The 20,142-nt window shown below is 41.5% G+C and carries 13 protein-coding genes; 7 read left to right on the top strand and 6 right to left on the bottom strand.

Going from position 1 to position 20,142, the window contains the following annotated elements:
* The first annotated feature begins 52 nt into the window (after window positions 1–52).
* The gene (locus RMX98_RS30390) at window positions 53–1,078 is read left to right on the top strand and encodes a glycerophosphodiester phosphodiesterase (RefSeq protein ID WP_322677857.1); all 1,026 of its coding nucleotides are present in this window, start codon (window positions 53–55) and stop codon (window positions 1,076–1,078) included.
* Window positions 1,079–1,191: 113 nt separating this feature from the next.
* Here RMX98_RS30390 and RMX98_RS30385 read toward each other — a convergent pair whose 3' ends face one another.
* From RMX98_RS30385 to RMX98_RS30370, 4 genes are all read right to left on the bottom strand, one after another.
* Window positions 1,192–1,887: an SAM-dependent methyltransferase gene (locus RMX98_RS30385; protein WP_322677858.1), complete on the bottom strand. Its 696-nt coding sequence runs from the start codon at window positions 1,885–1,887 to the stop codon at window positions 1,192–1,194.
* A gap of 395 nt (window positions 1,888–2,282) precedes the next feature.
* On the bottom strand, window positions 2,283–3,380 hold the full coding sequence (locus RMX98_RS30380; RefSeq protein WP_322677884.1) for an iron-containing redox enzyme family protein: 1,098 nt from the start codon (window positions 3,378–3,380) through the stop codon (window positions 2,283–2,285).
* 245 nt (window positions 3,381–3,625) lie between these two features.
* Window positions 3,626–5,461: a penicillin-binding protein 2 gene (locus RMX98_RS30375; protein ID WP_322677859.1), complete on the bottom strand. Its 1,836-nt coding sequence runs from the start codon at window positions 5,459–5,461 to the stop codon at window positions 3,626–3,628.
* Between the two features lie 20 nt (window positions 5,462–5,481).
* Window positions 5,482–6,162: a hypothetical protein gene (locus tag RMX98_RS30370; RefSeq protein WP_322677860.1), complete on the bottom strand. Its 681-nt coding sequence runs from the start codon at window positions 6,160–6,162 to the stop codon at window positions 5,482–5,484.
* 484 nt (window positions 6,163–6,646) lie between these two features.
* Between RMX98_RS30370 and RMX98_RS30365 the strand changes: the two genes are divergently transcribed.
* The 6 genes from RMX98_RS30365 to RMX98_RS30340 all read left to right on the top strand — a co-directional run bounded on the left by RMX98_RS30365 (window position 6,647) and on the right by RMX98_RS30340 (window position 15,804).
* A complete protein-coding gene (locus RMX98_RS30365) occupies window positions 6,647–6,865 on the top strand; it encodes a hypothetical protein (RefSeq protein WP_322677861.1) in 219 nt (72 codons plus the stop codon).
* Between the two features lie 634 nt (window positions 6,866–7,499).
* On the top strand, window positions 7,500–7,832 hold the full coding sequence (locus RMX98_RS30360) for a hypothetical protein (RefSeq protein ID WP_322677862.1): 333 nt from the start codon (window positions 7,500–7,502) through the stop codon (window positions 7,830–7,832).
* Between the two features lie 211 nt (window positions 7,833–8,043).
* Window positions 8,044–10,335, top strand: coding sequence for a 1,4-alpha-glucan branching enzyme (gene glgB, locus RMX98_RS30355; protein ID WP_322677864.1), 2,292 nt, complete (start codon window positions 8,044–8,046; stop codon window positions 10,333–10,335).
* Between the two features lie 485 nt (window positions 10,336–10,820).
* Window positions 10,821–12,854 (top strand): NAD-dependent DNA ligase LigA, encoded by a 2,034-nt coding sequence (gene ligA / locus RMX98_RS30350; RefSeq protein ID WP_322677865.1) that lies wholly within the window; start codon window positions 10,821–10,823, stop codon window positions 12,852–12,854.
* A gap of 170 nt (window positions 12,855–13,024) precedes the next feature.
* Complete coding sequence (locus RMX98_RS30345; RefSeq protein WP_322677866.1) at window positions 13,025–13,207, top strand: Dyp-type peroxidase; 183 nt, start codon at window positions 13,025–13,027, stop codon at window positions 13,205–13,207.
* A 425-nt stretch (window positions 13,208–13,632) separates the two neighbouring features.
* Window positions 13,633–15,804 (top strand): hypothetical protein, encoded by a 2,172-nt coding sequence (locus RMX98_RS30340; protein WP_322677867.1) that lies wholly within the window; start codon window positions 13,633–13,635, stop codon window positions 15,802–15,804.
* 146 nt (window positions 15,805–15,950) lie between these two features.
* On the opposite strand, the gene RMX98_RS30335 is transcribed toward RMX98_RS30340, so the two are convergent.
* Window positions 15,951–16,433, bottom strand: coding sequence for a GNAT family acetyltransferase (locus tag RMX98_RS30335; protein WP_322677868.1), 483 nt, complete (start codon window positions 16,431–16,433; stop codon window positions 15,951–15,953).
* Between the two features lie 64 nt (window positions 16,434–16,497).
* On the bottom strand, window positions 16,498–19,767 hold the full coding sequence (locus RMX98_RS30330) for an ATP-binding protein (RefSeq protein ID WP_322677869.1): 3,270 nt from the start codon (window positions 19,765–19,767) through the stop codon (window positions 16,498–16,500).
* Window positions 19,768–20,142 lie beyond the last annotated feature (375 nt).

Below are 20,142 nucleotides of genomic sequence, written 5' to 3'. Positions count from 1 at the left end.
TTTGATACTCATTAATGAGGCTTTTTGCTTCATTCATCCACCTTTGATACTCGTGAATGTAACTACAACTTTGCAAAATGCATCTCCAATTATCATTGCACACCGAGGCGCTAGCGGCTATCGTCCAGAACATACTTTAGCTGCTTATGAGTTAGCGATTGCACTAGGCGCTGATTATATTGAACCTGATTTAGTCTCTACTAAAGACGGTGTTTTAATTGCTCGTCACGAAAATGAGATTTCTGAAACTACTGACGTTGCAAGCCATGCAGAATTTAGCCACCTGCAAACTACCAAAATAATTGATGGTGAATCAAAAACTGGCTGGTTTACTGAAGACTTTACCCTAAAAGAACTAAAAACACTACGAGCCAAAGAGCGAATTCCCCAAGTGCGCTTTCAAAATACCGCTTATGATGGAATCTTAGAAATTCCCACGCTGCAAGAAATCATCGATTTAGTCAAGGTTAAAAGTGGCGAAATTAATCGGGAGATTGGCATTTACCCAGAAACCAAGCACCCAACTTACTTTCAATCTATTGGGTTAGCTCTAGAAGCGCCCCTACTTGCAACTTTAACAGCCAACGGTTATCAGGGAGCTAACGCACCTATTTTCATTCAGTCTTTTGAAGTGGGTAATTTACAAGATTTATCTACAAAGACTGATTTACCTTTGGTGCAATTGCTGAATGACACTGGTAAACCTTATGATTTTGTCGTTAGCGGCTGCGATCGCAACTATGCAGATTTAGTCACACCATCAGGTTTAGCAGAAATTGCGAAATATGCACAAGCGATCGGAATTCATAAAAATTTACTGGTTCCTAGAGACAGCAATGGTAAATTGCGTAGACGCAAAGCGGCTTGTCGCCAGACATCGCCTACATCTTTAGTTACAGATGCTCATGCGGCTGGTTTGCTGGTTCATGTTTGGACTTTTCGCAATGAAGACTGCTTTTTACCCCTAGACTTTCAAGGAAATCCCCAAGGTGAGTATGAACTATTTTTCAGCTTAGGTGTTGATGGCGTATTTAGCGACTACCCAGATACGGCTTTTGCAGTGAACAATAACCTTTAATTTAAACTTTGTTCTCCATGAAATTCAGGAAGATAAAATCAAAGCTGTAGTAATGAACAACAAGATTCCCGACTTCTTCATTCAATAAGTCGGGAATCTGAGACTTTTGATTTTCACAAACTAGTCATCACCTGAGCTAATTGATTAGATAAATCAATTACAGACTCCTGAGATTTCTTAAATAAAACCCCAGCTAAAAAATAATAATCACCAGAATAAAATGCCATCTGATTTTTTCGGAGTTCTTCTATGTGTTTCTTTACCTTCGGGTCGGAGCTATAGTAACCGAACTGCAAAGGTAACACCATGAAGTTTTGAACAGAATAACCATTTTCTTTTGCTAATTCCAACGTATTTATTGGATTAGAAAAGCTAGATATTAAAACCAACACATTTTCATAACCTAACGATAAAAGCTCGTTGGTAACTGTGGCTCCATCTATGCCTCCAAATAAGAGTGGCATATAAATATCATTATCTGGTGCTGGCAAATAAGGTGGATTGGCTACAAGATACTCAGCATCGGGTTGAGAAGAATTAAACAAAGATGAATTATGGATGATGTATTTATTAGTAAGATTGTATTCATCAATAGTTGAGTTTGCGACTTTCCATGCAGAAGTATTTAATTCAAACCCCTGGATAACACCATCAAAGTTGTTTCTCAATAAAGAATTAATTACAGGACTACCATCTCCTGAGCCAAACTCCACAATAGATTCGGAATTTTTACAATTTCTGAGAACAAAGCTTTCTAAACAATTTGAGTAGAAATTAGATTCTTCAGGGCAAAAAAAGATATCTTTCATTTGACTGCACTTCCAGGTGTAAGGTATAATCAATGTGATAGGCAGCTATTTATTACCTTATATTCAGGCAATAAAAAACTCTTCCTTTAGCAAACGATTGCTAAAGAAATATATTTGCAGGTGAATTAGCAATAAAATGACTTTATAAATGTCAAATTAAAACGCTAAGACAATTTCTGTTAATAAATCTACCGCTTCCGTTGGTTTCGACTCCCTTCTCTACGAGAGGCTGCGCCAACGGCTCCGCTCAGGACAAGTCGCTCAACCAACTAAAGAATCGAGAGTTGAGCAAAGTCGAAACTCGTCAACCTGGGTATATTCTTTGTCAGAAATCACCTAAGAATAACCTGCTATTGATAGATAATTTTTTGAATCGATCGTGCGAGTAAAGCGATTTATTCTGCTTCGCGTATTGATCGCACAACAGCCGTCCCGGCGCGATCGCTCATGCGTTTTTGCAGGTCGTACCCAAGCAGTAATTCCCATGCATCATTGGGATATCGTTCTGCTAATGACAAAGCCACATCATCTAACATCCAACGTCCGTGGCGTTCATCTTCCCTGATGTGCAGTTCCCAATAACCCACCGCTACTTCTGAGAGTCCAAGTCGTTGCGCTGCCACCATATAATTTTTGTAAATAGCAGGGCCAGCCACTTCAAAATAAGTCAAACCACCGCCATAACGCAAGAAATAACGTTTGCGCTCAGTTACCAGAAAATTATAATTTGTCGAAGCCAACACTTCCCAAGGTACTAAATCGAAATATGCCTCTGGTTGAGTGTTCATGCCAAATTCAGCCAGCATTTGAGCAAAAAATGTCGAGTGCTTGCGAGATAAACGACCATTGCCATATTCTTCAATTAGTACTCGCATCAGGGTACACTGCACTTCATTAGCAACACCACCCAAAATGCGCGAAAGATGACTAGCTTCAACCAAGCCATCAAAAGAGCCGATCGCTAGGAAGTGACGATAACCAGCTTCAGTCATTTCCTCACGAATGTAGCGGCTACTCTCCGACAAAGGCGGATTTAAATCACCAGATACACGCTCAATTAAAGCTTGTTTTACATCCAATTGTTGCAGTGCATCCAGATCAAGTTGTGCTAGTTCCCACTGTTGCCAAGCAGCTTCAATTTGGTCGCGACAAGAGGATAAATACAGCGATCGCTCATTAGTATAGTTTTGCAGATCATCGTACCAAAACAGCTTTAGCCGATTAATCCGATAAAGTATCCGTTGGAGAAAACGGTGAGCCTGTTCATCAGAGCGATCATTTCCATAAGCAGCACTCATTGCCATAGAGAGCGATCGTTCAAACTCAGTAGCTATTGAAGGTTTTGCATCCAGTTTCTTGTCCAAATCCTCCATTGCTAGCAGTTCTATAAATTGCTCTTGGGCACGGTCGTACTTGGTAATTGTTCTTTCTTCAGTTTGCGTGCTATTTTTCGCAGCCTCAGTCTTAGGAAATATAATTAAATTGCTTTGCATGGAATCTTCGGTAGCTTTAGAAAAGTGAAAAATTAATTTCACCTCTAATATCTAGGTTTCCACACCAGTAGCTTTCTCTACCTCTTTCCCTGGTTATAAAGAAAAATTAGGTTTCAGACGAAAGGGGCATTGGAGATTGGGAAAGAGGAGGCAGGAGGCAGGAGGCAGAAGTTCTTTAATTTTGAATTTTGAATTTTGAATTTTGAATTTTGAATTTTGAATTGATTTCTCCCCCTGCCCCCTGCCTACGGCACTTTCTGCTGCTCAATCGCCTTACTGGGCGGAATCTCCTCAAGAGGAATCAGCGCTTCAATCACTGACTTGACAATTGGCGCGGCGACAGTAGAACCATAAGCACTTTCTCCTTTTGGCTCATCCACAAGTGCAAACACTACATAGCGAGGAGACTCCACGGGTAAAATAGCCACAAAGCTGGTCATTCTAGCACCCTTGATGTATCCGCCATTAGGACTAGCTTTTTGAGCTGTACCAGTTTTACCTGCAATGCGATATCCCGGAATTTGTGCTGCCTTGCCGCTACCTTCATTCACAACAGTTTCCATCATTTCCACAACCTTTTTGGTAGTTTCGGCTGAGAAAATTTGGCGGGGGATGGTGTGAGTGGGTGAATCATGCATCTGCCCTTTGCTATCAATCAGCCCCCGAACTACATGGGGTGTAACTAACTTACCGCCATTGGCTAAAGCACCGTGCATTTGCACTAGCTGTAACGGTGTCATAGAAAAGCCTTGTCCAAAGGAAGTAGTAGCTGGTTCAATTGGCGAAGCGATAAATTCTTCTTGACTTTTGAGCCGTCCGCCTACTTCAAAAGGTAAATCTGTATCAACTTTTTGTCCTAGCCCCAAGCGTTCTAGCCAGTTGTAATAGATTGAAGGCTTTAAGCGTTGGATAATTTGCACCATACCAATGTTGCTGGAATATTGCAAAATTTGAGCGATGCTGATTCGCCCATTCCCATTATTCATCGCATTTTTGATGGTGTAATTAGCTACTCGAATAGAACCGGAGTCATTAAACATATCATCTGGTTTGATGACATTATTTTCCAGAGCGATCGCTACATTCAAAGGCTTAAAAGTCGATCCCGGTTCATAAAGATCCGCCACCGTCCAGTTTTTAAATAGTGAAATATTAGCTTTAGCGTATTCATTAGGGTTATAAGTAGGCTGAGAGACGAGAGCGAGTAAGGAACCATCCAACGCATCCATCACAATTACCGCCCCACGTTTAGCATCAAACTTTTCCATCTGTTGTTTGAGAGCAACGCGGGCAATTCGTTGCAGACGGCTATCGATAGTGAGTTGTAATCGCAAATCGTCAAAATGTAAAAAACCTTCGGGCGCATGATCCGGCATCAGAGCGCCATTCCCCGACCGACTGAGGCGCACCGTTTGCACAGGACGTTCTAGCAACTTCTCTTGAGAATATTCCACACCAGCTTGACCACGGCGGTCAATATTCACATAGCCCACCACGTCAGAAACCAAATCGTCTGGCGGATAATATCGGGAGTATTTTTGAGTCCACTCCAGGCCATTTAAGCGCAAAGAGATGACGCGATCAATAATTTCTTCTGGTAAGGCTGGTGCAAGTATAATTCCGCTTCTTTTGCTTTGAAAAGTTTTCACCAATTCAGCAGAATCTTTTGCCAATATTGGGGCAAGTCGCTCTGCCATATCCTCATTAGACTTATCAAACAGCTTGGGATGAGCGTACAAAGTATATACAGGGCGGTCAATCGCCAGTAGATTACTATTGCGATCTACCACCGGGCGACGGGGCATAAAAGGTCGCAAATTCACCATTTGCTGGTTGCGTGCCTGCTCAGTTAATTTTGGCCCTTTGACAATTTGCAGGTTATACAAGTTGACACCCAACCCTAACCCTGATGCCATTAATACGCCCCAGACAATGAATAATCGGGACTTGCTATTGGATGTTTGCTCTTGGATATTAGAGGCTAATTTTCCTAAAAACCCTCGTTTATCACCCTTTTGCTGTCTTATGAATTTTGGATTCCGAAACTTTCTGAATTTTATTCTGCTTGGTGACTTCTGCATTGGGTTCTGACAAATTACGATTAGTATCCCAGTGGCGAGAGTGTTTGCGGTTGCGTTTCAGAATTTGGCGTTGTGTTAGGCGATGCTGGCTTAGGACTCTGAGATGCTGGAGGCAAAAAAATCATCCCTTCAGGAGTTGGCGATACTAACCCTGTTGTTGGTTGTTCTGCTTCATTAGCCAATTTATTTGTCAGCGTCGCGTTGGTTGTCGTTAGCATCCGCTCATGACGTTGGAGGCTTTGTAGTCTGCGATATGATTGACCCCAAAGCTCTTGAGAATATACCGTCCAGCCATAGACAGCAAGGGTTGATGCTACTAACAAGAATGCCAAAACTGACGAATAACGATGAAAAGTGTACAAGCGCAGTAACCACGAAGGTGCTGCTCCAGAATTAGGCATTGTGGGAAGGCGAAGAAAACCTACCCCCAGACTCTTCTGGTTCAGACTCGGTTGCTGATTGAGTAGTACTTGTTGTCTACCTAACTCCTTCACCGATTTGCCTATAACAGCCTCATTTGTATGAGAAACCGCTAAATTTTTCTTCGAGGAACGCTGTTGTCTTTGAGAGGATACTGGTGTAGAAGCGCTCCGTGCTGCTAACGCCATACGCGCAGAGCGTCGCCTCCCTAAAGAAAAAATAGAATCTCGCGAGAACCAATTACCTCTTCTAGAAACAGTAGATTTACGAGCAATTACCATAAATTTTTTTAGATGGGAAATACTGTACTTTAGATTGATTGTCTGTTTTTGCTGAGGTTAAAATCACCTTCTGTGCAATAAGCACACATAACAGACTATACCCTTTTAACTTTTCTGATCGGTAGCTATAACAATGTTTGCATCCCTTAGATATGCAATGTTTGCAATCAGCGATTAGCAACTGGACAGCTTATCCTTTAGGTATCGACCTAAAGTATGGCAACGTCGGGTAGCAAGGTGCAATACTCTGTGAAAAAAATAAAATTTTTTGTTATCATAGCTCGGTTTGCTAAAGAATTTGGTAATTTTCGTTTTGCTCCTGAGTTAAGCGAAACTAATCAGGATACATAATTCCAAACACAATACCCCAAAGGATTGTTTTTTTTAAGTATGTAATCTCGCAGAATTTAAAAAAAGCAATAAATACGGTATCGTATTCAACAGGCGAAAAATTGTTCTAGCCACAATTGGTGAAAGAGGAGTTATGAAAACAAAAATCTTTGGTTTTGCTATAATGTTGAGTCTGGCTGCAATTCTCGGAGCCTGTGAAGGTGGTGGTGGCGATGGTGCTGGTACTGCTACCCCAGCTGCTACAGGTGAACCAACTGATGCACCTGCTGGATCTACCCCTGCCACGACTCCCGCAACAACTCCCGCAACGACTCCCGCAGCGACTCCTACTGCTACTGCTACTCCTAAATAAGGCACCTTAAACTTTAGTTTAAATCACGCCCAAAGCTGTTTGATGATCCCGTTCCTCACTACATAGCTTGAATTAATTTGGTTCACGTAAAAGCTGCACGCTTTGTGTTGGTGTATCGGAACCTAAAATTTGCTCAAATGTCAACTACGTAGGGTAGGAAGTAAAGGACACTGGTAAAGAGGATTAAGTCCTCAACCAGTTGTCCGGCTGAAATTCCCGTCTAATTGCTCCTTGTCCCCAGTCCAAGGAAGTTGAATTATGTGAATCTAAGCCATTTTTTCAACAAGGTAGTTCCCTCATTTGGTATTTTGAATTGCTTAGACTACTGAGTTTTGAGAGGGCAAAACAATATTATTGCGATCGCTGGCAATTGCTCTTGAGCATTCCCTGTAGTCTATATCCGTGTCAGGAGAGACCTGGTAATGTCCCTTGATATTGCCAGATTTTTATTGGATAAATTTGGGCATTGGGGAGGCAGTGCGGTCTTGGGGTCTCCCCCTTCGGGTTCGCGAGTTCCTCTTTGTTGAAACAACAAGACCGGACTCGCTCACCAAGTGGAGCAACTGCCGTCAACTGCCGTCATAGGGCATAGGAGAACAAATTTTCATCCGGCGTTGTGAACGGAGTTCGGGAAATGGGGAAAATTAAAGCGAGAAAGGCATTAAAATTACTGAGCTTAGTTGTAATTAGTGTAACTTTAGTGATTTTAAGTAGTTATTGGGGATCAGAGGTAATAGCATTACCGCCACCAGGGGATACACCAGAAGAAATATTGCGGACACAGATTATTATAGAAGCGCGATCGCCTATTGATGGAAAATCCTTAACAGCTGCCGAGTATATCCAATTACAAGCCCAGCTACAAGAAGTCCCGCCACCAAAACTAGACCCCAAAATTCGAGAACAGATTTTCTTGCTGCGCTTACGTAAAACCTTATTGCAGTTTTTTCCATTTTTAAATTTTTGATAAATTCGTCATTAGTCATTAGTCATTAGTCAAGAGTTATTCTCCCCTGCCTCCCCTGCTCCCTCATCCCCTATACCCAACGCCTCATGCTCAATACCCCATTCTGATGTAGGATAACGGTGACGACAAAATTGCAAATAAATGTAAAGAATATATATAGATATTAAAAAAGTAGATCTAGTCAATCACGTTATTTCACTTAGGTAGCTTCATGTCCATGACCACGATCGCCCCTGAACAGGTTAACAGCATCGTTTGGAATCAGCATAACGATCCCTTTGAAATACTAGGTTCTCATCCCATAGAACAAGACGGCAAAACTGTCTGGGCTGTGCGGGCCTATCTACCAAATGCAAGTGCAGCATGGGTCGTTCTTCCTGAACAACGCAAGGAATACCCAATGCAAACAGTGCATCATCCCCACTTTTTTGAATGCACGATTGACACTCCAGAACTGGCAAACTACCAGTTACGGATTAAAGAAGGGGAACATGAGCGTGTCACCTATGACCCTTACGCTTTCCGTTCTCCCAACTTGACAGACTTTGACTTGCATTTGTTTAGTGAAGGCAATCATCACCGAATATACGAAAAGCTGGGAGCGCACCCTACAGAAATAGGCGGCGTTAAAGGCGTTTATTTTGCAGTTTGGGCGCCAAACGCTCGCAACGTTTCATTGTTGGGAGATTTTAATCTTTGGGATGGACGTAAACACCAGATGCGTAAAGGCCCCACCGGAATTTGGGAATTGTTTATTCCTGAAATTGGTGTAGGGGAGCATTACAAATATGAAATCAAAAATTTTGAAGGGCACATTTACGAAAAATCCGATCCCTACGGTTTCCAGCAAGAAGTTCGCCCGAAAACGGCATCCATTGTCACTGATTTAGATGCTTATAGTTGGAGCGATGAAAACTGGATGGAAAAGCGGCGTCGTACTGACCCGCTAACTCAGCCCGTCTCAGTCTACGAAGTACATTTAGGCTCTTGGTTACACGCTTCGAGTGCAGAACCAGCGAAACTCCCCAATGGTGAAACTGAACCAGTAGTTGTCGTTTCTGGATTAAAACCGGGCGCACGTTTTCTTACCTACCGAGAACTGGCTGACCGACTCATTCCTTATGTCAAAGAATTAGGATATACCCACATAGAAATGCTGCCCATTGCGGAGCATCCCTTTGATGGTTCTTGGGGTTATCAAGTAACTGGGTACTATGCCCCCACCTCGCGTTTTGGCAGACCCGAAGATTTAATGTATTTCATTGACAAATGTCACGAAAATGATCTAGGGGTAATTGTAGATTGGGTTCCCGGTCACTTCCCCAAAGATGGACATGGTTTAGCTTTCTTTGATGGTAGCCACTTATACGAACACGCTGACCCCCGTAAAGGCGAACATAAAGGATGGGGTACTTTGGTATTCAACTACGGTCGCCATGAAGTTAGTAATTTCCTCGCAGCAAATGCCCTCTTCTGGTTCGACAAGTACCACATTGACGGAATTCGTGTCGATGCTGTTGCCTCGATGCTCTACAACGACTATTGCCGCGAACCAGGAGAATGGCTGCCCAACCAGTACGGTGGCAGAGAAAACCTAGAAGCAGCAGATTTTCTACGTCAGGTAAATAACATTATCTTTAGCTATTTCCCCGGTGTTCTCTCAATTGCGGAAGAATCCACTTCCTGGCCAATGGTATCTTGGCCGACCTATACAGGCGGACTGGGTTTTAACTTGAAGTGGGATATGGGCTGGATGCACGATATGCTGGATTACTTCAGCATGGACCCGTGGTTCCGCCAGTTCCACCAAAATAACATCACCTTTAGTATGTGGTACAACCACAGCGAAAACTTCATGCTAGCTCTGTCCCACGATGAAGTGGTGCATGGTAAGAGCAATATCATCGGTAAAATGCCAGGAGATACATGGCAGAAGTTAGCTAATGTGCGTTGTTTATTTACCTATATGTTTGCTCACCCAGGCAAAAAAACCATGTTTATGAGCATGGAGTTTGGGCAGTGGAGTGAGTGGAATGATTGGACTGATTTGGAGTGGCATTTATTACAGCATGAAGCCCACCAACAGTTAAGAACGTTTTTCCGGGAATTGAACCATCTCTACCGTTCTGAACCAGTTTTGTACACCCAGGATTTTGCTGAACCGGGGTTTGAGTGGATTGACTGTAGCGATAACCGCCATAGTGTAGTTGCCTTCATGCGTCGTGACAAGGATTCTGATGATTTTGCGGTCGTGGTTTGCAATTTTACACCGCAACCCCATTCTCACTACCGCATCGGTGTACCGCAAAAGGGATTTTATACAGAGTTGTTCAATAGCGATGCGCGTCAATATGGCGGCAGCAATATGGGCAACTTAGGTGGTAAATGGACGGATGATTGGTCTTTGCACAGTCATCCTTATTCTCTGGATTTGTGTTTACCACCTTTGGGTGTGTTGATTCTCAAGTTGGATAAGAAGAAGACTGCTGAGGTAATTGGATAACAATTTGGGGTGGGGCGATGCCCCATCCTAAAGATAATTTGGCGTTGCAGAACAGAGGGATGAATTTAGGCAGGCAGGGGAGGCAGGGGGTGCTGGCGTTGCAGGGGGGGAGATTTTATAACTTGCGAAATCATCCCGCAATTATGCAACGCCGATAATTTCAAGATAATTTCGCCTATTCACTGCTACTCAACTCAGTTCTCTAATAAACTCTGGTGAAATTAAATATGCGTTATTACCTTTGTAGAGCCGTAGCATTGCTATGTCTCTACATTCTTTTATATAGCGATTTATTGACTCGCGATCGCTCTAAATTTTTTACCCGTAGAATTATACTTAGTACTCAGGGGAAGCTTACTACTGAAGTTTGCGATGCGATCGCCCTATGCAAGTATTAGGTAGCGGGGGATATGGCTCAAAAGCCAAAATTTTGTATAGTACAAATGTATGATTTGTTAGCCTTGTCTTAGATATTTTATAATTTTATGACACAGATTAAGCCTGAAGTAAAGCGCACAGAAGAATTGCGCCAGTTATTGCAACAAGCAAGCTATGCTTATTACGTCCTAGATGCTCCAATCATGGAGGATGCAGTCTATGACCAGCTATATCGAGAATTGCAACAACTAGAAACTCAATATCCAGAATTGACAGCACCCGATAGTCCGACTCAGCGCGTGGGTGAGAGACCGGCAACACAGTTTACCTCGGTGCGGCACAATATCCCCTTGTATAGTCTGGAGAATGCATTCAATATTGATGAGTTGCAAGCATGGGATCAGCGTTGGCGGCGACAAGTACCGAAAATAGATGCAGTGGAATATGTCAGCGAACTAAAAATTGATGGTTCTGCTTTGGCTCTAACTTACCAAAATGGCATTCTAGTTAGAGGGACAACTAGGGGTGATGGGGTAACGGGTGAAGATATTACCCAAAATGTACGGACAATTCGCTCTATTCCCTTACGTTTGAATTTTGAAGGGTTAGAAATTCTCGAAAGAGTGGAAGTGCGAGGCGAGGCGTTTTTGCCGTTGGAAGTATTTAAACAAATCAACGAAGAAAGGCAAAAAGCCAGCGAGCAATTATTTGCCAATCCCCGCAATGCCGCAGCTGGTACACTCAGGCAATTAGATCCCCGCATTGTGGCTAAACGGCGCTTAGATTTCTTTGGCTACACCTTGCACATTCCTGGTAGGGATGACACCAGTATTGCTAATACCCAATGGGAAGCGTTGGAGTTGTTGGAAAAGATGGGTTTTCGAGTCAACCCCAAACACAAACTCTGTGCTTCGATCGCAGAAGTGGCAAAATATTACGAATACTGGGACACGGAACGGCTGAATTTACCCTACATGACTGATGGGGTAGTAGTGAAGCTAAATTCTTTTAAACTTCAGGAACAGCTAGGATTTACGCAGAAATTTCCCCGTTGGGCGATCGCTTTGAAGTACCCAGCCGAAGAAGCACCTACTCGTGTGGAAAATATTGCTGTAAATGTTGGGAGAACGGGGGCGTTAACGCCATTAGCAGAGATGCGCCCTGTGCAGCTGGCGGGAACAACAGTTTCCCGTGCAACTTTACATAATAGCGATCGCATTGCTCAATTAGATATCCGCATTGGCGATACTGTCATCGTCCGCAAAGCTGGGGAAATCATTCCAGAAGTGCTGAGGGTAATCAAAGAACTCCGTCCTGCTGACACCGAACCCTTCCTTATGCCCACCCATTGCCCAGTCTGCGGTCAATTGGTGGTGCGAGAATCAGGTGAGGCGGTGACTCGGTGCGTCAATGCTTCCTGTGCGGCAATTCTCAAAGGTTCCATTGAACATTGGGTAAGTCGTGATGCCTTGGATATTAAAGGTATGGGCGAAAAGCTGGTATATCAACTCGTTGATAAAGGTTTGGTGCATTCCGTTGCCGATTTATATGAGTTGACAACAGAGAAGTTATCTGCATTGGAAAGGATGGGGAAAAAGTCGGCAGAGAAATTAGTGGATGCGATCGCTCAATCAAAAAATCAACCTTGGTCAAGGGTATTGTATGGTTTAGGCATCCGTCACGTTGGCAGTGTGAATGCCCAATTATTGACTCAGAAATATTTCACTGTAGACCAGTTAGCGGCAGCAAAGCAATCAGATATTGAAGGAATTTACGGTATTGGCGCTGAAATTGCCCAATCTGTGTACCAGTGGTTTAGGATTGACGCTAACCAAAGGTTGATAGAACGCTTACAAGCAGAAGGATTGCAATTAACTGCCACAGAAGAAACAAAAACAATTGGTGATGGTAATCAAAAGTTTGCAGGTAAAACTTTTGTAATTACGGGTACATTGCCAACTTTAAAACGGGATGAAGCTAAGGCTTTAATTCAAAAATCTGGCGGAAAGGTGACTGATTCAGTGAGTAAAAAAACAGATTATTTAGTTTTAGGAGAAGATGCAGGCTCTAAGTTAGAAAAAGCAGTTTCATTGGGAATTACACAGTTAAGTGAGGCGCAATTGTTGGAGATGCTTGAATAGTCAATTTCATTTGACTTCCAGTAATTTTGTAAATATTCTCCTAAGCGTGATGTAATTTGGAGTTTTCGATCTATTTCCGCAATTAAGCTTAACCCAGCATCGGATATTACTATTCTCCTGATAAATTCCTAAAACCGCTCAATTGGGTTGAGTTCAGGAGAGTGAGGAGGTTGAAAAATAGGGATAATATTATCTGGAGAATCGAGAGCTTTCGCTTTGTGACGGTGCAAAATCGCTTGATTTGGGAACCTTTGGAGGAGTACATTCGCCCGATTGGTGGTGGATATTTCTTTGTTTTACCTGGTGTCAAAGCTGAAGGAGGTTTTCTCGTTCAGTCATTATTAGAAGCTTAATTTTTAATTTTTTGACGGTGGTTAGCAGCTTGTAAGAATAGAAATTCCGTAAAAGCGATCGCATCTCAGGTGCTTGAGATTGGCTCAAAGCAATCTTAGTGTAATAATGGTTATCTTTATAACTAGTAATTTTCTACTCCTCAGCCTTTAGCAACTGAATTTTTTAGACTCTCATATCACATATTAACCACCATTTAATATTTCACTAAATATAACTTCATAATAAATTTTGCGGAATTTTGATATGTCCTTGTGTATCAAAGTTTATTGGCTTATATATTGCTCGTCTAATATTAACTGTTATTAAGGAAAGTAAAACAGCTTGAAGATTGATTACTTTCCCTTTGATTCTCATTAATATGAAAGCTGGGTACAAGATATAAGCCAATGTAAACAATTAACTCTTTGTATATTTATTTATTGTCATGAAAAAAAGACAACAGGTTTTTAACGGTATTGTTTTGTGGTTAGGACTAGCATTCCTGGGTTTACTGCTACAAAACTTCTACAGTGTATTGCAATATATTTTCTTTCTCCGAGTACCTATAATTGTTGGCTTGTTGCTATTGTTATTGCCAACAATTTCAGTAAATACTGGTTTATCAGCGATGCTGAAAAACTTATTTGTACTTCGCGCTAATAATCAGTTGGTTTTAGTTATCGGAGGTGCAGTTTTAGCAGGATTAGCTACGATACAAGTTTTCGATATCATCTTGTATAATTCCCATCTTCGTTTTAATGTACCTCAGCAGCAAGGAATTCCAGAATATATCCAATATTTAATTGCTATTATCTTAAGTCTTCCGATTGCGATAAAGGCAACTCAGCTTTCTAAGAAAGAAATCAAAGAAGGAGATCATGCCTGGGAAGGTTGGGGAATTATATTTGGTGTTCTTGCAGCAGCTTTGGTGCTAGTAACAAATTACTTTGCCAAGATGTTTTTTGAATCTAATCAACTTTTAGAACAGGTATTATTAAAAATAATTGCCTTCTTGCCAGAAAAAATACAAAGGGGTTATATAGATGCCAATGGTAATTTATCTTACGGGATCGCTGAAATAGCAGTATTTTCCATCTTTTTATTAATTGTTTATGGCTTAGGTTATTTTGTCTTTAAACCTCGCCCAATTAGTAATAGGTTTGAAGTTCCAGCTCTTTTTTATATCACTCTCATTTTGTCAATTATGGTAGTGTGGGTAGGTGGGATTTCTTTCTTTAATGATGTGTCTCGGATTCCTACATTGCTATTATTTTTAGTAATTTCATCTGCTTCTTATGCTATTTTTAAAATAGACCACTTTTACAAAATGTACTCAACAGATAACTGGTTCAAACCAAGCAAAGAAAAGTGGATTGATGTTATCTCTCAACGTCTGGAAAATCAGCAAAGTGAAGACAAAACTTTAGTAGTGGTTTGTGCAAGCGGTGGAGGTATCCAAGCATCTGGATGGACGACTAAAGTTTTGACTGGTTTACAAGAAGAACTTGGATCTGAATTTACCAAAGCCATTGGTTGGATAAGCTCGGTTTCTGGTGGTTCCGTCGGAACAATGTTTTATTTGGATAGATTTGGAGAGCAAGGTTATCCAGAAGAAAACCAATTAAAACAGATTTTTAAAAGTGCTACAGAAGATAGTTTGGATGCTACAGGTTGGGGATTTGCTTATCCAGATTTACTTCGTTTTATTGGTTTACCTTTTGTCATTCCAAAAGAGCAAGATGATGATACCGCAACTGAGCAAGACCGTGGTACTGCTATCGAAATAGATTGGAAAGGGGAAATGAAAAATCCCAATGAAAGTTTAGCTAGCTGGAGTCAGAAAATTGATCGAGGAATTATTCCTATTCCGATTTTTAATGCAACTTTAGTTGAAGATGGACGGCGTTTTTTAGTTAGTCCAATGAGTTTTTGTAAGCACAAAGATTGCAGGTCTGTAGATTTTAATACCCTTTATCCAGAATATGATATTGATGTGACAACAGCCGCTAGATTATCTGCCACTTTCCCTTATGTATCTCCGGTGTGTCGTCCAAGTGAAGAAACTACATGGAATTATCATATAGGTGATGGTGGTTACTTCGACAATTTTGGTATTGGCACTAGCATAGAATTACTCGATAAACTACTAGAATCTCAACAATCTCAGGACATCAAAAAAGTTATTTTAATCCAAATTAATGCTTTTCCTGATAATGAGAATCTTCAAGAAGAAAAAGGCGCTCCTGGATGGCAAATGGAAGTTATTGGTTCATTGCTCGCTTTATTAAAAGTTCGTAGTTCTACGCAGAACGAAGGCAATACATTAAATATTGAACTTTTGACAGACAAGTATAAATGTGGCTACAAGCATGAGAAGCCGGAAGAAATGCTGAAATTTTTGAAAGATAAATCTTGTCAAAAAGGAGTAGAAATTGTACATATACCGATTAAATTCCCTCGTAATGAAATTAATCCTCCACTTTCTTGGCAGCTAACTCAAGAACAAAAAAAAGCTATTCAAAATGCATGGGAAGAGTGGAAAAAAAGCAACTCCGATAAGATTTCTGAACTCAAAAATATATTTTTAAATAGTTCAGTATCAATTCAGAAAAATTAAACCCGAAGAACCCCACCCCGCCAAAGCTGTGCTTTGTCTCCCCTCCCGAAGAGCGGGGAGGTTGGGGTGGGGTTCTTTTATTATCGGGACTTAAACAAAAGTGAAGAGTAAAAAAGAGTATAATACTGTACGCGCAAATAATATAATTACAGCGACTTACCCATACCGATAACATTGCTATCTATAAACCCAATTTTTTCATAGAAAGCAATGACAGACTTATTAGAAGACCGCACTTGTAAATTCACTTTTGGACAGCCTAGCTTTTTTAATTCAGCTTCAGCAGCTTTCATCATCAATCTACCTATACCTTGTCTTTGATAGTCTGGCAATACAGCTAAGTAATTAATCCAACCGCGATGTCCCTCATAGCCAACCATAACTGAGGCAACAATGAGCCTCTTTTTTGCTGCTACTAAAAACAGATGTGGCTGAAATTGCAACTTTAGGTCGATATCGCGTTTCGGGTCGTTCCAAGGGACAACCAAATTGCATTGATGCCATAACTCGATAACCTGTTGTTCATCATCTGAGTGATAAGGTCGAACTTTAACTTCTGTGACTTCCAAGATTCTGATTACCTCAATTAACAAGAAAATTGCCACCATGCCGTGGCGGAAAGTCTTCAATAAAATTCACATTTCTAAATGGCAGTTGCTTCAAGTTGGGGAATCCCCCACGGTGCTGCTTTCCCTAATGATTGGTTAATTTGATAATTTCTTCAAAACTAAAGGAGTCTACAAGATTAGTCAGCGCCTGGATAAGGCGATCGTGCTGCTCAGGAATTTGCCTAATCAGCATCATAACTTCCTTAGCATTGATTCGGAGCGCCGCTTGATAGAGTTGCTCAATCCAGTCGCTGGGCATTACGCTTAAATCTGCAACTGTTAATAAATCCGGTGTCAAGGATGAAGCACAAGATGCTTTTTGCTGATTTTCCAATTCATCAGTATAAACATAGCGAACACCCAAATATTCAGCCATCTTTTCAAAAATGACGCTCGTCCGAAATGGCTTACGCACAAAGTCATCAAAGCCAACGGATAGCGCACTTAAGCGGTCTTCTTCAAATGCACTTCCAGTCAACGCGATAATCACCGGGGCTGGAACACCTGCTGCTTTAATGTGTTGGGTTGCCTCAAATCCGTTCATGATTGGCATCCGCAAATCCATCCAAATCAAGTTAGGCGACCAGCTTTGCCAAAGGTTGATCGCATCTTGACCATTTACTGCCTCGCGCACCTCAAAACCAATGGGAGTTAACAACTCAACTAGAAGCCGCCGATTTTCCAGTTTGTCCTCAACAACCAGAATCCGATAGCTGGGTTGTCCCTTTTCTAAACCGATAACTTGCTGACTCGGTTTCGGCATTGGTAAGATATCCATAATTACTGCACGAGTTTGGATATCAAATGTAAAAATCGAGCCTTTTCCTATCGTGCTATTCACCTTTATATCTCCGCCCATGAGCCGCACAAATCGCTGACTGATGGGTAATCCAAGTCCAGTACCTTCCTGAGCTTTTTGTCCCGCCTCTGTTTGGACAAATGCCTCAAATAAGCGACTAAAGTCAGAGTCAGCAATACCGCAACCCGTATCTTCGACGCTGAAGTTCAGAGTGATCGGTTCATCTGGTGTGATGTTTTGGTTAAGAGTTTCTACCCGCAAAGTTACTTCACCAATTTGGGTAAACTTAATTGCGTTTCCTAATAGATTAACCAAAACTTGGCGCAATTTACTTTCATCAGCGCAGATGTATTGGGGAATCGTAGGCGATCGCTCGAAAATAAGTTTTAATCCTCTCGATTGGGCTTTCAAAGCAAACATCTGTTGGAGTCGATCCAAAAGCCCGTAGAGGTCAAAATTTGTTTCGTTGAGGGTGATTCGACCTGCTTCAATTTTGGACATTTCCAACACATCATTGATTAAGGTCAGTAAGTCTTCGCCACTGCGGTTGATCGTGTCAAGATATTCCTGTTGCTGCGAGTTAAGCGATCGATTCCGCAGCAGCAATTGAGTAAAGCCAAGGATGATGTTGAGAGGAGTCCGCAGTTCATGGCTCATGTTGGAGAGAAACTGGCTTTTAGCAAGGTTGGCAGCATCTGCGGTTTCTTTGGCTTGCTTGAGTGCGGCTTCGGTTTTTTTCAGCTTGGTAATATCACGAGCAACCCAAAGTACTGCGTTGTCAGATAATGGCGAAACACTAGCTAAATACCAAGTTTCTCGATTCTTGATTGACAAATGGTATTCAACAAAAACATTCTTGCGACTTCCATCAGGGTTTCTGGGTTCTTCTCTCAGATGCAAGGCTTGCTGAATCGCATCGACTATTAAATTGGCGATTTCTTTAGGTAAAACTTCATGAACTTTTTTGCCAACACGATCTATGTCAGGTTTGTAAGCGAAGGATTGTGTTAGCACATACTTTGTTTGCACATACTTTAGATAACGGCCCTCGGCATCAAAAACTACTACCATATCAGTCATGGCAGCGAACATTAATCGGAGTTCTGCTTCGGATGTTTTTAGTGCCGCCTCTACTTTTTGGCGACCCCTTTGGGCAGCTTCGCTAATGCGAATTTCTCGCTGAAGTTGAGCATTTTTCTCACCGAGTTCTTTGGTGCGTTGCGTGACTCGGCTTTCTAATTCCTCGTTGGTTTGCGCTAGGGCTAAAAAAGATTCACGCAACTGATGCGCCATTTGGTTAAAAGACTCTGCCAAAGAGTTTAACTCGGTTGTACTGTTAACAGAAACCTTTTGGTCTAAGTTTCCTGCTGCGATCGCTCTTGCCGTACTTCCCAGTCGCAGAATCGGTTGTGTAATCCAGCGAGCTGTAAAAATACCCAATCCGGTTGCGAGTGCAAATGCACCTAGACAAAGCACAATTGTTGTGCGAGTATTCGCATTGATTTGATCCATGAAATCTGCTTCTGGAACAACCACAACAATCAGCCAGTCCAACCCCTGCTGATTCTTCATTGGTACAATCTGTAAAAATTGCCGTTGACCCCCAATGTCAAAATCTAGTTGTTGTTTTTCGATAATATGGGTTAAGTTTCCAAAGCGTTGCTGCAAATATTCAGCAGTGCGCCGCGTCAAAATATCGTTGCTGGCGATTGCCTGAACTCGAATCGGATTCTGTTCTGTAATTGGGGCTGTGGGATTTTCAATTACGTAAGGTTCTTGAGTTGCGGAACTACCAACCAGAAATCCTGTTTGGCGTTCCAAGATAAAGGTTTCGCCGGTTCGCCCGATTTTTAGAGTTTGCAGATATTGACTAATCCCAGTCAGTGAAAAATCTACGGCTGCCACGCCTTGCAGATTGCCACGATTATCGTAAATGGGTAAACTAGCATTTAGCACATATTTGGGTGTGGCAAACAGTTTATAAATTCCCCCCCAGTTAGCTGTCTTAGACTTTACTGCCGATTGATACCAAGGACGAGTTCGCGGATCGTAATTAGGCTTGGATCTTAAAAGTTTAGTGTAATGTCCCGGTTGGTCTGCGGCATAAATCCGAATTTCATGCCCCGTGGACTCCCCTGAAAGTTTCACCTGAAAGCGACCATCTTCTGTTCTTTCAACCGCAACATGTTCTCCAAATTGCGACCCAACATAAACTGCCGTCACCGTGTCAAAGGTTTCTAGCTGATACCAAAGGTGTTGTTCTAATGTTGATAATTTTTGGATATTAACTTCACCCAATTGAATAGCATTAGCATTTAGTTGATTGATTTTATGAGGCGTTTCAACATATATTTGAAGGTACTGCTGGATTCTAGCGGTGATTTCATTACGGAGTTGGATTGCAACTTCATTGACTGCCCGTTGCCCATTCTGTATCGATAGCCACCCAGTTAACCCTACGGCTAGAGAAATTTGCAGTATAAACGGCACTACTAGAATGTGGCGCAAATGCACATTTTTAGTCAGCTTTGAAACTTGAAGGGTGAGAGGATGCATATCCGAACTCCTGAAATTAAACAGCGATCTTGGGGTACGAATATTGACTCAGAAGCTTCTTAATTTTGATGAATTTTATCAGCATAATTATAGAATATGAGCTGTCTCAGATGATATTACCCTTTTGGGTAATATTGAAAACTTTTATATTCAAGGTTAAACAACAGTAAATAACAAGGTTATAGCTTGATTTTAAAATTTTGAAAAAATTATTGAAAGCAGTTAAAAGTAAAAAGTATTACGTATTAAACTTATTTTTCATTACTATCAATCAACATAATTTAAGTAGATAAACGGATATAAAGCCAATAATATAATCAGCACAGTTACAATTACAAATATCATCAATAGATTTGTTACGTCGATGAAATTTTG

It is taken from the genome of Nostoc sp. DedQUE02 (assembly GCF_034531035.1).
Classification (GTDB): domain Bacteria; phylum Cyanobacteriota; class Cyanobacteriia; order Cyanobacteriales; family Nostocaceae; genus Nostoc.
The sequence above is the reverse complement of the archived record's forward strand: the minus strand, read 5'-3'. Positions and strand labels throughout refer to the sequence as shown.